The organism is Thermopirellula anaerolimosa, assembly GCF_054657335.1.
The window spans coordinates 2983761-3000449 of the sequence record NZ_BAAHYX010000006.1; the positions used below are offsets into that span (position 1 = coordinate 2983761).

Below are 16689 nucleotides of genomic sequence, written 5' to 3' on the forward strand. Positions count from 1 at the left end.
GATAGACAATAGAGATGAAAGCATAGCCGACATGCGATAGACCGGACAAAACGGCCGACAATTCCGCCCGTTTACCGCTAGATAGTCGAAACCAAGGCCGAGATAGTACACACCCGTCGTCGTGGAGGTTGTTCAGGTGTTTTACGCGCTCTCAGCGAGCACTTCGCAGCCTCAGATCGATACCCCGATCGCAGAGCAACAGCATCGCTCCGCGTTGTGTTCTAGGGCGACTGCTCCAAGGTGAGAAACAGAACGCTGTGCGGCGGCAGAGTGCCCCGCATCTCTGTCGCACTGCCGCCGGTCTCGGTCTTCCAACCTTCGGCGACATCCCGCACAAAACTCTCCGGCGAAGTTAAAAGCGGCGAGCGGTCCAGATCATCGTCAGAGAGTAAGCTTGCGCGGGCCAATCGTCCCTTGAAGTTTTTGAGGACAAGACGGCAGGGGACCTCCTGCGTCCAAGAACCGTTGGCCAGTACGCAGAACACCTGCCGCTTTTGGGCATCGGTGGTCACTAGGACGGGGGTAACAGGGCCATCAAGCTGTTGATCAGTGATAACGCCGCGTGTTGTCACAAACGGGGCGGTTCCCTCGAAGTCCACCACAAAGTCGCCCACATGGCGAATGAATTGGTGATACAGCCAGTACAGCATGGTTCGGGCGGAGGGCCGATCCGTCACCAAAATATCGAAACCCAACCCCCGCGAGTTGCCCAGCATTTGCCAGGCGGACGCCCCCGCCAACGGTTGCTCACGGACATAGTAGATCATGCGTATCGCCCGATGGAGCACGCCAATGATGTTTCCGTTACGGTTGGCGTAGTCGGGCCGCTCTCCATTTGGACCGGAGGAGTGCATGCCCCATTCGGTGTCGAGTTGATAGACCCGGCGATTGGGGTTGTACTGGTCGATGAGGGCCTGCGTCTGCCGGATGCGATGCAGAACTCGATAATTCTGCCCGAGAACAAGCTCTTCAAACGAGTTTTTGTAGGCGTTTTCAAAACCATAATAGTGCGCAACAACGAAGTCATAAGAGCCTGCCGCGTTTTTTAGGACGTAATTCCCCCAGCGCGGCCGACCGATGTGGATGGCCGCCCCCACTTGGGCCGTGCGATCGACCCTGCGAATGGCAGCGGACACGGCTTTGACATGGGCGACATAGTCATCGGATGTAGGAAAAGCCCCACCCTTGCCATCAGGGTCGCTGAATGTTCGCGAATAAGGTTCGTTGGATACCTCCCAGTAGCGAAAACCGTAGCCCTTCGACCGGGCGTAACGAACGGCCTGGGCCCAGGTCTGAGGCGGCAGTTTGCGACCGGCACTTTGCTCCTCTAACTCTACGACCATCATCTCGTAGGGCAGATTGATCCGCCGGCAGAGTTCCGCGAGCCGATCGATGGCCATTTCAATCGACCAGGGAGACTGATCGTTTTGCGGCGGTTCATGCCCCACCCCATACACCCGACTTAACGGCAAGTTTAATTCGCGGATTGCCGTTTCCAACTCGCCCGGAAGGTTATACTCGCCTTTGGCATCGAACGGAAAACCGGTAAAACCGACCAATCTGTGGAATGACAGACCGCAGGCCGTTTTCAGGGCCGGACGCTCGGTGTGCAATACATCGGCAGTAATATCCAACGCCGACCCCGGCGTCAAACGGTGGGAAAGAGGTGCGACTGCCAAACCGGCGGGGTTGATCAGTCGGGCACCCGTCGCCATACGCCGCGGGATGACCGCCACATCATCCACCCACATCGTGCATTCCACGCGCGAATCGCCTGCGGCCTGAAATCCGATGACGAGATAACGGGCTGTTTCGGCGAAGAAATCCACGCTCTCGCGGATTTCGAAGCGATATTGCCGCCACTGGGTGTCCAGCGCAATCGCGGCGTTCAAGGGTGATTCCGCGTCAACAAAGGGGCGAATCGACTGATAGCCGATGACCATAAAACGCCCCTGGCAGGGCCTGTCCGCCCGGGCAAAAAAGCTGATATCGTAGGCCGTGCCCGGTTCCGGCTGAATTGCCGACTGCGGATCGGTTACGATGTAGCCTGCCGAATCCTTAGGGTGAAAAATCCGCAGGCTTGCCCGACCGCTTCGGCGGACCTGGGTGTCCCGCCGGAAATGTTCGGGATTCTTGTATTGCTCGGCCCCCCACATGACCCAGCCTAAAGGCGGCTTGCGGTCTTCATCGATCTCCAGATCGCCATTTACGATGAGATTCCGCGCTGCCGCCACCGCGGGCGGTTCGCCGGCAACCAGCGGCCCAACGCTGCCGAGACCCACTAGCAAGATCGCCGCGAGGGCCGGAAGTGACGGGAGAATTGGACAAATACTGAATTTGCGAGTCATTGCTTTTGCCCCCGCATTTCGTGCTGCGGTCGTGCTTGAGGACCCTTTGCCGAATTACTCTGCATCGCCATTACACTCCGGCGGTGCGGCTTTCAAGTAGATAGCAAACTTAGAGCGGAGATTGTTTTCCAGGCGGGACGGAACGATGGCGAAACGACAAAACCACCGGCAGCGGACGTTTGCGGGACGCCGCGGGACGGCGGCCTGGAGGTGCGGCATCAGGATAAGGCTGACTCGCACTGGTGCGAACTGTGACCTCTTTCGGCGCCGGGCAGGCCCTTGCGCGAGGAATCGAAATAGAGCCTCAGGCGTCAGCCCGAGGTGGATCCCGATGTGGATGTAGCGCCGCAAGGCCTCGAAATCACAACGCAATCGCTGTGCCCCCACCGCCGACTTACGCCGGCGTCTCATGTTTGCCGTTCATGCAATCAACGCCACCTCGTGAACGCACAGCCTCAGGCGCGGAGCGAGACCCGAAGGCACTCCGCGACGCCGCGCCCTAAACCTTAGAAGCCGGCGATATTGCTGATAGTACGGGCCACTTCGACTATAGAGATGGACGATAGAGATAGAAACATGGCCGACATGCGATAGACCGGACAAAACGGCCGACAATTGCTCCCGCTCACCGCGTAGAGTTGCAAACAAGGCCGATATCATCGAAACCCTATCAAGATGGATGTTGCTCGGAGGTGCCTTTGACATCGCCGCCGCGCGGCAGGACGGATAATCTTGCCGTTCGCTTGATCGACCGCCGGGCGGCGAACTACAATTCGCGGTGTCTTGGGGCTTTCGTCGGCTCGCCGTCGGCGAATCGAGTCGGAATGCCCCGCCATCCACTTTTCCTGTTGGGGAGGCCGCGGTCATGAAGCGTTCTTTTCGGATTTGGCGATGGTACGGAGCAGCGGCGGCGTTGATCGCGTTTTGGGGGGCGACGGCCTCGCCGGCATGGGCGGAGAATGGGACCGCGGATGCGTTAGCCTCATCCGAGCGACCGAACGTGTTGTTCATCGCCATCGACGATTTGAATGATTGGACGGGGTTTTTGGGTGGACATCCGCAAAGCAAGACCCCGAACTTGGATGCACTGGCCAAAGAGAGCTTGATTTTCACCCGAGCGTATTGCGCGGCCCCGGCGTGCAATCCGTCCCGGGCGGCCATGTTGTGCGGAGTGCTTCCGTCCACCTCGGGCGTGTATCACAACGACAACCCGTGGCGTCCCCGGATGCCGGACACCACGACGCTGTTCCAGCACTTTATAGCCCACGGATACAAAGTCCACGGCGGCGGAAAGTTGTTTCACAATTCCTTCAACGATCTGAAGTCGTGGGAAGCGTATTGGGCGCGACCGAACGACCCTGTGCCGCCGAACCCGCCGTTGAACGGGATTCCCAACGCCGCCCATTTCGATTGGGGACCTCTGGATGTGGACGACTCGGCCATGGGGGACGCCAAGCTCACCGATTGGGCCGCGGACTTCCTGGGGCAAAAGCACGATCGGCCGTTCTTCCTGGCGGTGGGTTATATTCGGCCTCACTTGCCGTGGTACGTCCCTCGCAAATACTTCGACGATTTCCCGCTCGACGGCGTCGTTTTGCCGCAAGTCAAAGAAGACGATCTGGCCGATGTCCCTCCGCCGGGCGTCCGCATCGCCAATCCGCAAGGCGACCATGCCAAGGTCTTGGCGACGAATAACTGGGAAAGGGCGGTGCAGGGATATTTGGCCGGCATCGAGTTCGTGGACGGTCAAGTGGGTCGGCTTCTGGAAACCTTCCGAAACAGCCCTTACGCGAAAAACACGATCGTCGTCTTGTGGGGCGATCACGGTTGGCACTTGGGCGAAAAGCTGCACTGGCGAAAGTTCACGCTTTGGGAGGAAGCTACCCGGGTGCCGCTGGTGATTCAGATTCCGGGCGTCACCCGACCCGGCAGTGTGTGCGAGCGGACCGTCAGCCTGATGGACATCTATCCCACGTTGTGCGAACTAACAAACCTGCCGATTCCGCCGCACGTGGAGGGCGTCGGATTTTCGCGACTACTGCGAGATCCGGGCGCCGAGTGGAATCGTCCCGCCCTTACGACCCACGGCTACATGAATCACGCGGTCCGCTCGGAGCGGTGGCGTTACATCCGCTACGCCGACGGCAGTGAGGAGCTTTACGATCACGAGAACGACCCCATGGAGTGGACGAACCTCGCGGATCGCCCGGAGTATCGCGGGGTGAAGGAGGAGTTGGCGAAGTGGTTGCCGCGGGTGAATCGGGAGGAAGGCCCGAAGGCTCAGCCCGCTCGACAAAATCGAGGCCGCGCCGCCCGGGCCGCACAGGAGGCCGGTTGGCCGGCGGGACTTCGCGAGTATTTTGCCCGAGAGTGGTACGGCGAATTCGATCCCTGAGGGATCCCCGACCCGGCCTACGCGGTTGCCGATCCGCGACCAAGTCGTCGGATGATGAGCAGCGAGGCGCTGCCGCGCCCTTCATCGACTGCCGACTGTTCCCAGGCATCGCGCAATCGCTCGGCGGCTTGTTTGGCCGAGTGCCGCGCCAAGCCGGGCAGCATGGGGAGCAGTCGAGTTTCCCAGAGGGGGCGTTCGCTTTCGTCTTTGGCGCGTCGCACCGCCGCATTGCACACCAGCACCAGTCCGCCGGCGGGGATCGTCCAGCGGTACTGTGGAAATCGCGTTTCGGGATCGATGCCGAGCGAGGTCTCTCCGGAGCAAATCCGGGCGCGTTTGCCGCCGAGCAGTAGTCCGTGGACCGACCCGGCGGCGGATGCCCGCAACGAGCCTTGCCGCGGGTCGAGCAGGCCGCAGAACAGCGACGCCTTTTGGTCGCCCGCCGAACCGGTCCAAAGCGTGAGGTTGACGCGCTCCAGCAGTTTTCCGGCGTCGCGTTGGCGGTCGGCAAGGGAGCGGACCGCCGTACGTAGAGCGGCGGCGGCGATCGCGGCTTCGACACCGTTTGCAGCGGCGTCGCCAAGGACGATCAGGACGCGACCGTCGTTGCCGCACGACCAATCGTGAAAGCTGCCGGCGAGGTCGTCGCCGCTTTCCGTCCAACCGGCGAACTCCCAGTCGTCCAAGAGCGGCGCCACGGCGGGCAACTGACTACGCTGCAAACGCCGCGCCGATTCGAGTTGCTTGCGGAGTCCCGCCGCTTCCAGGGCGGTCTGAAGGGCGACTTGGCGTTCGAGTTCGGCCGTGATGCGTCCCGCCGCCACCTCGAGCAGGTCGGTATGCCGCTCCGAGAAGCTCCGCGGTTGGTTGCAGAAGATCCAGAGCGTCCCCAAGATCGTGGTGGGACCGGCGATGGGCAGGCACACGGCGGAGGCGGCAGGTTCCGGCGGTTGCCATCGGGTCAAGTCGCGAGTGTTTTCCAGGACCACGGCATGGCCGAGCATGGCTTCCAGGTCCGCCAGGGCGGTCTTGAGGGGCCGAGGCGGGGCGGCCAATCGACCGGGCGGCAACCCCCACGCCGCGCGGAGTTTCAATTCCGTGGTGCCTTCGTCCAGCAGGTATAGGGCGGCGGCTTGGGCCGAGATGCTTTCCGCCGCCGCTCGCAACACTTCGGTAAGACGCTCCGCCAAATGCTTCTCTTCCGCCACGTGCGGCACGAGCGGTATGGCCGTCGCCAACTCCGCTTCCCGTTCCCAAAGGGCCGTTTGCACGCTCAGCAGTTCCCCCAACATTTCGGCGATGGACTCGGCGAAACGGCGGACGGGCGGCGGGATGGGGGCGTCCTGGCGCGTCGGTTCCGCAGCGTCCAACCGCAGCAGGCCCAGCGTCGGGCGCGACTCGCGAGAGGCGGCGGAATCACCCGCGACGCATTGCGGGACCGGCACCGGGATCTCGTTGGCGGATCGGGCCGTCTCGTGCGGCAGGAACCTCAGCAAATAGCCGGTCAACTCGAGAAACGAACGGCTCAGTTGCCGCCATCCGGAGATTGCGGAAGGGTCGGGCGCGCGCGAGGGCTGCGGTTCTTCTCGGGCAACGCGGAGGTATTTCGGGGTCGAGGAGTCCACGGTTGCATCTCCAGCGGGCGGCACGGAGCAAGGGCGGCGTTTGCGATCTTTAGGGTCCAACTCGGTTCTTCGAACGGGCCGGTCGCTCAGCGGCGGCACGCCCGACTGTGATACGTCCGATTGCAGTTTGCTATTCTCAAGTGAATACCTAGCCGAAAATGCCTATCTTTCGTAAATCACTATCGTCACCCAAAGCGTGCAATCGTGTGCTGTCAATCATCGGTTAGGCTTGTGACGCTTGCTGTATTTTCTCTAAAGCCTGTAAATCTCCTGCATTTCTTATTCGAAGGATGGCGGCGGGCATGCCTGTGCTAGGGTTGGGGTTTCGAGACGTTTGTTAGGTTCTACCGGACTTTTTGTCGCAGGTTGATTGCGCGGAATGAGGCAACGGGTAAGGCAAGTTCCGGTTGGGGTGGTTCCGTGGTTCTGTTATCAAGAGAGGAATAGGCAAGATTCAGCGGCTATTGCGGTCGTAGGACCAACACCGTCGCGGTTCGTGGTTGGCGGAAACGTCGGCCAATCGCGCAAGATTCCTGATCGCGGTACGGATTGGAGAAGGCCGAGGGACAAGTCGGAAGGAGGGACCATGCACTCTTGGGTGAGTATTCTTGCGATTTGGGTGGGGCTTGCGGCGGGGTATCAAGAGCCTCCCCCGCTTCGGGTGGTGTATTTTGTCCCTTCCGATTGTGATCCGCTGCCGCACTACCAGGAGCGTGTGGATCGAGTCATGACGGAGGTACAGCGATTCTATCGCGAGGGGATGCAGGCCGCCGGTTATGGGCCGACGACTTTTTCCTTGGAACGAGACGACCAGGACCGGTTGCGACTGTATCTCGTGCGCGGTCGCTATCCGATGCGGGAATACGGTCGGAACGACGCGGCGAAGGTCCGTCGCGAGGTGAAGGACGCCCTAACGCAACAGGGGATCGACGCGGATCGCGAAACGATCGTCATTTTCCAAGTGCTGTTGGCATGGGAAGGCGGTCGCGCGACCGAAGTGGGGCCTTACGTGGGTGGGGGCAATCACCTCAGTGGAACCGCCTGGGTATACGACGACCCGCGACTGGATCCCCAACTGCTGCCCTCCAAGGAGCCGGGCGGCTATTACAACGGGCCTTGCTCGCTGGGGCAATTCAATACGCACTATATCGGCGGCACGGCATACGAGTTGGGGCACGCCTTCGGATTGCCGCACGATTGCGAGACCCGCGCAGAGCGATCCGTGCGGGGACGATCTCTGATGGGGAGCGGGAATCACACCTACGGTCGGGAGTTGAGAAACGAAGGTCCGGGGACGTTTCTCAGCGAGGCCTCCGCCATGCAGCTTTTCGGTACGCGACCGTTTTCCGGCGAACTCCCGGATGCCCGGGTGAGGCCGACGTGCCTTTTGAAGGCCCTGGACGCCGATTTTGAGGCGGGCAGGATGGTATTGACGGGGACGCTGGAGGCGCGACCCTCCGCCTTTGGCGTGGTTGCCCTGAACGACGGTGCGGCGCAGCCTGCCGATTACGATGCCGTGGGCTGGACGGCGAAGGTGGACGAGCAGGGAAGGTTCCGCGTGGAAATCGGTGAACTGCAACCGGGGCGTTCGCAACTTCGTCTGCGAGTTTGCCACATCAACGGCGCCCAAAGCGTTTTCGCCTTCGACTACGACGTGGACGCCGGCGGCAGACCCCGACTCGATGTTTTTCGCATGCGCGTGCCGTTGGGCGAAGCCATGCGAGCCTTCGCCGCTCGGGACCGGAGCAGGCTGAAGGACCTGGTCGCCGATTGCCGGGACCGTTTCGCCGATCTGCCCGAGTTGGAAAAGAGACTGGCCCATCTGCTGAGACTCGTGGATGCCGCTCCGCCGCGACCGTTGGCCGAGGTGCCGCCGGATCGAGACGGTTGGGTCCCGATCAGCGGAGCCGTGTTCCGATCCGCGACGACGGGTTGGGGCCGACCTTTGCGAGATCAGGTATTGATGGAGCGCGGCGAGCCATGCTTCATCCAAGTGGACGGGCAATTCTTCGAAAACGGGTTGTTCGCCCATGCGCCGTCGAAATACGAACTGGAAATCGGGGGCAAATTCGCGCGTTTTCGGACGGGATACGGGCTACAAGACGGGCACGAGGGTTCGGTGGTGTTCGTGGTACGAGGCGACGACCGCGAGCTATTCCGCTCCCCGCTGATTCGCGATGCCAAACTGCGGGATATCGACGTGAACGTGGAAGGAATCCGCGTCCTGGAACTGCTGGTCGAGACGGGAGACGACGGCCCGAGCGGTGATTGGGGCGTGTGGATCGAACCCCGGTTGAGACCGACCGCGAATTGACCTTTGCCTGGAATGGCTCTCCAAAGGCAAGTACCCCCTATGCGAGGCATAGCCGACAAGCAATTTCGCGGAAAAGAAACGCTTGACGGGAAAACGGGGCGTGGTATCATGGCATTCATGGACGTTGGTGGTCGAACGCAACGGTTCGGCGTTCGACGAACAGGGAATCCGGTGAGAATCCGGAGCGGTCCCCGCCGCTGTAACCAGGCGTTCGAAGATTCGCCCAGTCTCCATCGGCCATTGTCGCGAACAGCACCTGTGACGAAGCTCGGCGATTTGCCGTGCGACGACTTGCGACGAGAAGGCCGGGCTGAATCGAGCCTGGAAGTCAGAAGACCTACCAACGTAGGGCCTTTAACCTTTGCGTGGGACGAAGGTTATTGAGCTAACCTTTCGTGCGGTAGCGGTTGTCAATCTCGCCCCGTTGTGGTCGTTGCGCGGTGTGCGTTTGCGCTTTCGGCGTGCGCGACCCCGCCGGGATCGGCGATTCGGGCAATAAGACGACCTCCGCCGCGGAAGCGTCTTGCGCCATGCCGGTTTCGACTCTACGTTTTCTGCACCGCCCCGCATCGGGCCGGACTCGAAGCGCAGCAAGAACACCGCTTTTCGGGCGCCGACGGCGCGCTTTCACGCTGGTCGAGTTGCTGGTCGTCATTGCGATTATCGGAGTGTTGATCGGGCTGCTGTTGCCTGCGGTTCAGGCCGCCCGGGAGGCCGCCCGCCGGGCGTCATGCACGAACAACCTCCGCCAGATCGGACTGGGCTTGCACAACTATCATCAGGCCCTGAGCTGTTTTCCGCCGGGGGGGATCGAACACCGAGGTACGATCAATCCCAAGACGGGCAAGCCCTACGGCGCGTCGGGCAGGCAGTTGGCGTGGTCCCTGTTCTTGCTGCCGTGCGTAGAGCAGCAACCGTTGTACGACCGGATCGACACCGGCAAGCCCTTCGACGCCCCCGAAAACGCTGCCGCCGCCGCGACCATCCTCTCGTTCTACATCTGCCCCAGCGCCACGAATCAGCGAGAGTTACGCCAAGGACGCGGACCGTGCGACTACGGCGGGATCTACGGCGAGCGGATTACCGGCCCCAACAATCCGCCGAAGGGCATGATGCTCTATGACCGGTCGCTTACCGTGGCCGACGTGACGGACGGCACCTCCGGCACGATTATCGTCTCGGAGGATTCGGGGTTTCGCGACGGGCAGTGGATCAACGGTTTGAATGTGTTCGATCAGGCCTACGCAATCAATCAGGCGCCGGCCTTCGAAAACGATATTCGCAGCAAGCATCCCGGCGGCGCGAACGCCTTGTTCACGGACGGTTCCGTTCACTTTTTGAAGGAGACCATGGATTTGCGGGTCTTGGCCGCCCTGTGCACAAGGGCGGGCGGCGAGGTCGTCGCAGAGTGGTGAGGCTTGCTCGCCCGTCGGGATGTTGGATTCGCGGAGATGTCAATGTTGTCGAGGTCTTTGAAAAGAGGAGATGCAACATGAGTAGCACCTGGTGGAGACGGCCGATCGCCGTCGCGTTGGCGGTCGCCTTAGCGGCGACCCTGGGCGGGACCCGGGCAAGCCCCGCCGGCACCGTCGATTTCGAGGACTTGTCCCTCAACCCGGATTCCTATTGGAACGGTTCCCCGAACAACGGGACGAACACGTTCTCCTCCGGCGGGTTCACTTTCTACAACACTTTCGACAACTCGTGGGGAGTAGACGTTTGGAGCGGCTTTGCCTACTCGAACAAGACCGATACCACCACGCCCGGCTTTGTGAACCAATATTCCGCCGCGGCGGGTTCCGGGGCGAGCGGTTCCGCGAACTACGCCGTGAGCTTCGTCGATGCTTGGGGCACTCCGCCGCGGATCGAGGTCCCGGAGGGCCTGTCGTTGGTCTCCGCCGCCGTCACCAATACTACCTACGCCTATCTCTCAATGCGCGACGGTGATGCCTTCGCCAAGAAGTTCGGCGGGGCCTCCGGCGACGATCCCGATTGGTTCAAGCTGACGATCTTGGGGAAAGATGTGACCGACAACCTCATCGCCTCGGTCGAGTTCTACCTGGCCGACTTCCGATTCTCGGATAATGCCCTGGACTACATCTTGAACACCTGGGCCGTGGTGGATTTGTCTCCCATCGCGTCGGCAAGGATCTTGGAATTCGCCTTGGATTCCTCCGACGTCGGTCAGTGGGGCATGAATACGCCCGCCTATTTCGCCCTGGACAATATCGTCTTCCAGACGGCGGGCCAGGCCGGACAGGTGGTGCCGGAACCCGGTTCGGCCTTGCTGCTCCTGAGCGGCGTCTTGGCCGGCGGGTACTTCTATCGCAAACGCAAGAAAACAGCGATCGCCGCGTGACGGCGTCGCTAAGAATCCCCTCCGATGACGCCGCGATTCGGCGTCGCTTCAGCCTCGGGTCCCCTCCCCGGGGCTGAACTTTTATCCCCGGCACGTTTAGGCACGTGTGACGGGCATGATAACACGCGCTGCGGTGACTAAGGAGTGCGGCGGCTTGCCGCCGCTTTTGAAAGCGGCAGCTTCGCTGCCGCACTCCAGACCTTTCCAAAGATTGATGGGGACATTTCCATTCACGCCGCAAGGGGGCATTTCTTTTCGCGTATAACACGGCCGGTTTGCGGCGCTGGTATTCGGAGATGGCGGGCATTACAATGGTCCGCGCAATGGTCCGCCGGGCATTCGAGAACCGAATCTTGCCGACTGCGGCAAAAGCATCATGCCGCCGCGTCCCACCCTTTGTTGGAAGCTACCTATTGCGAGGTGAACCATGCTGAAGCGACAAATCCTTGTTCTCTTCATCGCCGCCGTATTGGGCTGGACCGCTCGATCGAACGTCTCGGCCCACGATTTCTTTGTGGCGACCGACGGCAACGATGCCTGGTCCGGCAAATTGGCGACCCCCAACGCCGACCGAACGGACGGCCCGTTCGCCACCGTCGCTCGCGCTCAGCAAGCGGTGCGGGAATTGAAGAAGCGGCAGCCCGACGCTGCGATCACCGTCGCCCTCCGCGGGGGACTCTATTTTCTAAACGAGACGCTGGTGTTCGGTCCCGAGGATTCCGGCAGCGAGAACGCACCGGTCGTCTATCAGGCCTACGGAGAGGAAACGCCGATCCTGTCGGGCGGTCGCATCATCACCGGTTGGCAAGTGGACGCCCAAGGAAGCTGGCACATCACCTTGGAAGAGGTGAAAAACGGCGATTGGAACTTCGCTCAACTCTTCGTCAACGGACAGCGGCGATTTCGCCCTCGATTGCCGAAGACGGGCTTTTACCAGGTGGCCGAGCAACTACCGCCCTCCACGGAGGATGCCGGTCGCGGGCACGATCGATTCCGCTTCTCCGGCGAGGAGTTGAATCCCCAATGGCACAATCTTGAAGACGTCGAAGTCATCGTATTCCATCAATGGTCGGCCTCGCGATTGCGGATCGCGTCCATCGACCCGGTCGAGCACACCGTGCTGTTTCGTTGGGGAACGGGCTTCAACACGGGTTGGGCGAGCATGCCGACCGGTCACCGGTGGTTCGCCGTGAACGTTAAGGAGGCGCTCTCTCCCGGCGAATTCTACCTCGACCGCAAGTCGGGCGAGTTGATCTACCGGCCGAAACCGGGCGAGACGCCCGAGTCCGCGCAGGTCATCGCCCCCCGGGTGGAAACGTTGGCGGCGGTGGTAGGACGCGGCGATACCCGGCAATGGACGCAGCACATCCATTTTCGCGGTCTAGTCTTGGCCCATACCAACTGGACCTGTCCCGACAAAGGTCAGGCCTTTCCCCAGGCGGATATCGGCCTGAACGCCGCCGTCACGCTGTTCTCGGCCCGAAACATCGTGTTCGACGGTTGCGCGGTCTTTCACACCGGGGGCTACGCGGCAGCATTCGGCGAAGGCTGCCGTGACTGCCGGGTGGAAAACTGCGAATTGGCCGATTTGGGCGGCGGCGGCGTCAAGATCGGCCACGCCGGCGCGGGGAGTTGGAGCGACGCCAGTCGCGTTCCCACCGGCGAAGACGCCGCCACCTCGCACATCACGGTCCGCAACTGTACGATCGCCCACGGCGGTCGATTGCATCCCGCCTCCGTCGGCGTCTGGATCGGCCATTCGCCGTTCAACGTCGTCGAGCACAACGACATCTACGATTTCTATTACACGGGCGTGTCGGTCGGTTGGACTTGGGGCTACGCCGAGAGCAAAGCCCATCACAACCGCGTGGACTACAACCACATCTACAACATCGGGCAGCGCCTCCTTTCCGATATGGGCGGCGTCTACACTTTGGGCGTCTCCCCCGGCACCACCGTCAACCACAACAAAATCCACGACGTCTACGCCTTCTCCTACGGCGGATGGGGACTCTACACCGACGAAGGCTCCACAAACATTGAAATGGCCTACAACCTCGTTTATGACACTAAGACGGGCAGTTTTCACCAGCACTACGGTCGCGAAAACCGCATCCACAACAATATTCTGGTCAATTCGTTCGAGCATCAGATTCAGCGGACTCGAACCGAGGAGCACATTTCCTTCTTCTTCGAACGCAACGTCGTCTTTTGGGAAAACGACAGTCCGCTGCTGGGAAGCAATTGGAAGGACAACAACTTCCGCATGGATTACAATCTGTATTGGCATGCGGGCAAACCGGTGGTCTTTCCCGGCAACTTGACGCTGGAGCAGTGGCGCGAGCAACGGCAGCAGGATTTGCATTCCGTGATCGCCGATCCCAAGTTCCGTAATCCGGCGGCGGGCGATTGGCGGTTGCAGCCGGACTCTCCGGCGTTTACCTTGGGTTTCCAGGATTTCGATCCCAACGAGGCGGGACGGACGACTCCCGCCAAGTTGACCGCCGATTTGCCGCCCGTTCCGCCGGGCATCCACAAGGGCGAATGATGTCCGCGACGATCCGCCGGCGACGGGCGCACATGGTTATCGGGGGACACGCAAGGGTCGCCGATTCACCAAAGAGCGAGTCGTAGCGCGGTTGCCGCTTTGGGCATCCGCGTTGGTTCTTCCACGGTTCCATGACGGGGGTGCAGTCGGAGGATGCCATGAGTCGCTCGATTCGAACGCTTTGGATCGCCCTGCTGCTGGGGCTTTTTCTGGCGCAAAGCGCCGCGGCCCAAAAGATTCGCGTCTTGGTCGTCTCAAACACGACGGACGACGCCGAGGGTGAGTACGGGCGGTATGCCACGATCCAGGCCGTACAAGGTCTCTTCGAGTATCTCGTGCCCGCCAACCTGTACGAAATTCGTGTGCTGCACAGCGAGCGGGACAGTTACAACGCGGATTCCATTCTGCGAACCATTCGAAACACGCGCGTCAATCCGGAGGATACGTTCGTCTTTATCTTCGACGGTCACGGCGGTCGCGATCGCTGGAGCCTGTTCAGCCGCGAGCATCACTTTCTGTCGATGCCCGACGGAGGACGACTCTGGAGCGCCGACCTGCAAGAGGAAGTCGACGCCAAGCCCTGTCACCTACGATTGATTCTGACATCGAGTTGCAACACGTCCGTTTCGGCGTTCGCCTTCAGCAGACCCGAGGGGGAACCCGCGATGGAATATTGGGACGTGGAACAAGACGGGATCGCGCCCATCATGAAGCGACTCTTTTTCGAGCATCGCGGCTTGCTGCACATGAACGGGGCCTACCCGGGCCAATACGCCTTTTCCAATCGCGACGGGGCCTGGTTCTTCCAGTGCTTGTTCGAGTACATCCGCTCGAATCCTCGGGCGCGACCCACCTGGCGTGCCGTGGACGCGGCAATGGATCGAGCGTTGAACGACAAGTTTCAACAGACGAAGAGTTCAAATTTGGATTTCCAACGGAGGTTCGGCAACCAGGATCGCTTGGTGCCCGTGGCGTGGTCGTACCCCGAACCGGATGACGGCGGCGGACGCGTGCCCAGTCGACTCAGCTTGGAACCGGGCGACGTGATTCTCACTATCAACGGGCGACCGATTTCCACCCGCGATGAGTGCATCAACGCCGTCAACAACTCCCCGCCCGTCATGACCTTTACCGTTCGGGACCGCCGAAACGGAATTGTTTGGGAGATGCAGGCGGAACTGCGAGATCGCGGGGCGCGTTTCGGGATCGACATCGCCAACAACGGCGGAGACGGCGTTCGCGTGACCTACGTCCAACGCGGAGCACCGTGCACCAGCAATCGCGTCCTCGGTAGAGTAAACTGAATGCATCCGACCGGTAATCGTTCGCCCCGCCCGGAGCGGCGGACTGCGGGAAACAAAGGCGGATCGATCTTTCAAGACCGATCCGAGTACGGGTTGAGGCTTGCGGCGTTGTCGTGCCGCCGGAAATATCGTCGGTGACTTCCGGCGCTGCCTCGGCGGAGCCTTTTTCCTTCACTTTTATGGGAGGCTGGAATGATGTTTGGTTTCAAGTCCGTGTTTTGGGCCGCATCGGCCTCGCTGCTGGGAATGCTGTGGCTGGGAGGGACCGTGCGGGCGGAATCCGCGTCCGACTCTCGGCCCAATATCCTCTACATCATGTCGGACGATCACGCTTATCAGGCTGTCAGCGCATACGGGCACGGGCTGAATCAGACCCCCAATATCGACCGCCTGGCGCGCGAGGGGATGCTCTTTCGGAACTGTTTCGTGACGAACTCCATTTGCGGACCGTGCCGGGCCGTGGTTTTGACCGGCAAATACAGCCATCTCAACGGGTTCACCCGTAACGGCGACCGCTTCGACGGCAGCCAGCAGACGGTGGCGAAGTTGTTGCAGCGGGCCGGTTATCAAACGGCGATCATCGGCAAGTGGCACCTGGAGACCGATCCCACCGGCTTTGATCACTGGGAGGTCTTGTTCGGGCAAGGGCCCTACTACAACCCGCCCATGAAGACGCCGCAAGGCCGCGTGGAGCATGAGGGTTACACGACGGACATCATCACCGATTTGGCGCTCGAGTTCTTGAAGAACGGACGCGATAAGAGTCGGCCGTTCTTCTTGATGTATCACCACAAGGCCCCGCATCGGAATTGGTGCCCCGGTCCGCAAGAACTGGACCTGTTCAAGGACGTCACGATTCCCGAACCGCCCACCTTGTTCGACGACTACGCGACGCGCGGCCGCGCCGCCCATGAGCAGGAAATGACCGTCGCCAAGCACCTCACCCCCCACGACCTCAAACTCGTGCGGCAAAACGAGAAGTTCACCCCAGAGCAGGCCGAACGCTTTTACAACGCCTACGCCGATGAAAACAAGGCCTTCGAGGAGGCGAATCTCCAGGGCGACGAATTGGTGCGATGGAAATACCAGCGTTATCTGAAGGACTACCTGCGCTGCGTGGCGGGCGTGGATCGCAACGTCGGTCGCGTGCTCGACTACCTCGACGAGTCCGGATTGGCCAAGAATACCGTCGTGATCTACACCTCCGATCAAGGGTTCTATCTGGGCGAGCACGGTTGGTTCGACAAGCGTTTCATGTACGAAGAGTCGTTCCGCACGCCGCTGTTGGTGCGTTGGCCCGGACACGTCTATCCCGGCAGCGTGTGCGAAAAGCTGGTCATGAACCTCGACTTCGCCGAAACGTTCCTCGACATCGCGGGCGTCCCCGTCCCCGACGACATGCAAGGTCGAAGCCTGAAACCGCTGCTGGAAGGCCGGGACGTCCCCGATTGGCGAAAGTCCATGTACTATCGCTACTACGAATATCCCGGACCGCACATGGTCCACAAACACTACGGCGTGCGGACCGATCGCTACAAGCTGATCTATTTCCACGAAATCAACGAGTGGGAATTGTACGATCTGGCTGAGGATCCGCATGAGTTGCGGAATGTGTACGGCGATCCGGCTTACGCCCAGATCACGGCGGAACTGAAGGCCGAGTTGCTGCGGTTGAAGACGCTGTACAAGGACGACGACACCATCCGCGGCGTACCGGTGACGCAGGCTTCGCGGTAAGCGGTTCGAGGTCCGCCCCGTTGCGCGTGAGCCGGCGGCTCCACCTCGGGCTGCCGCCC

The 16689-nt window shown here is 61.1% G+C and carries 9 protein-coding genes and 1 riboswitch; of the genes, 7 read left to right on the plus strand and 2 right to left on the minus strand.

Annotation, left to right across the window (positions count from 1 at the left end; all coding sequences use genetic code 11):
• Positions 1-221: 221 nt before the first annotated feature.
• Positions 222-2288 carry a hypothetical protein gene (locus tag ACYQ6J_RS16670; protein ID WP_460185326.1) on the minus strand — a complete coding sequence of 689 codons (2067 nt, stop codon included), beginning with the start codon at positions 2286-2288 and terminating at the stop codon, positions 222-224.
• A 925-nt stretch (positions 2289-3213) separates the two neighbouring features.
• Between ACYQ6J_RS16670 and ACYQ6J_RS16675 the strand changes: the two genes are divergently transcribed.
• Entirely contained in the window at positions 3214-4743 is a 1530-nt protein-coding gene (locus ACYQ6J_RS16675) for a sulfatase (protein ID WP_460185327.1), read from the plus strand.
• 17 nt (positions 4744-4760) lie between these two features.
• Here ACYQ6J_RS16675 and ACYQ6J_RS16680 read toward each other — a convergent pair whose 3' ends face one another.
• Positions 4761-6368 (minus strand): PP2C family protein-serine/threonine phosphatase, encoded by a 1608-nt coding sequence (locus tag ACYQ6J_RS16680; protein ID WP_460185328.1) that lies wholly within the window; start codon positions 6366-6368, stop codon positions 4761-4763.
• 586 nt (positions 6369-6954) lie between these two features.
• On the opposite strand from ACYQ6J_RS16680, the gene ACYQ6J_RS16685 reads away from it, so the two are divergent.
• The 6 genes from ACYQ6J_RS16685 (at position 6955) to ACYQ6J_RS16710 (ending at position 16630) form a co-directional block, all read left to right on the plus strand.
• The gene (locus ACYQ6J_RS16685; protein WP_460185329.1) at positions 6955-8682 is read left to right on the plus strand and encodes an NPCBM/NEW2 domain-containing protein; all 1728 of its coding nucleotides are present in this window, start codon (positions 6955-6957) and stop codon (positions 8680-8682) included.
• A gap of 108 nt (positions 8683-8790) precedes the next feature.
• Positions 8791-9041, plus strand: a riboswitch (cobalamin riboswitch).
• A 171-nt stretch (positions 9042-9212) separates the two neighbouring features.
• A complete protein-coding gene (locus ACYQ6J_RS16690; protein ID WP_460185330.1) occupies positions 9213-10097 on the plus strand; it encodes a DUF1559 family PulG-like putative transporter in 885 nt (294 codons plus the stop codon).
• A 77-nt stretch (positions 10098-10174) separates the two neighbouring features.
• Positions 10175-11041, plus strand: a complete 867-nt coding sequence (locus tag ACYQ6J_RS16695; protein ID WP_460185331.1) for a DUF4465 domain-containing protein — start codon at positions 10175-10177, stop codon at positions 11039-11041.
• Positions 11042-11468: 427 nt separating this feature from the next.
• Complete coding sequence (locus ACYQ6J_RS16700) at positions 11469-13589, plus strand: right-handed parallel beta-helix repeat-containing protein (protein WP_460185332.1); 2121 nt, start codon at positions 11469-11471, stop codon at positions 13587-13589.
• 158 nt (positions 13590-13747) lie between these two features.
• On the plus strand, positions 13748-14893 hold the full coding sequence (locus ACYQ6J_RS16705; protein WP_460185333.1) for a hypothetical protein: 1146 nt from the start codon (positions 13748-13750) through the stop codon (positions 14891-14893).
• 192 nt (positions 14894-15085) lie between these two features.
• Complete coding sequence (locus ACYQ6J_RS16710; protein WP_460185334.1) at positions 15086-16630, plus strand: sulfatase family protein; 1545 nt, start codon at positions 15086-15088, stop codon at positions 16628-16630.
• The last annotated feature ends 59 nt before the right edge of the window (positions 16631-16689 follow it).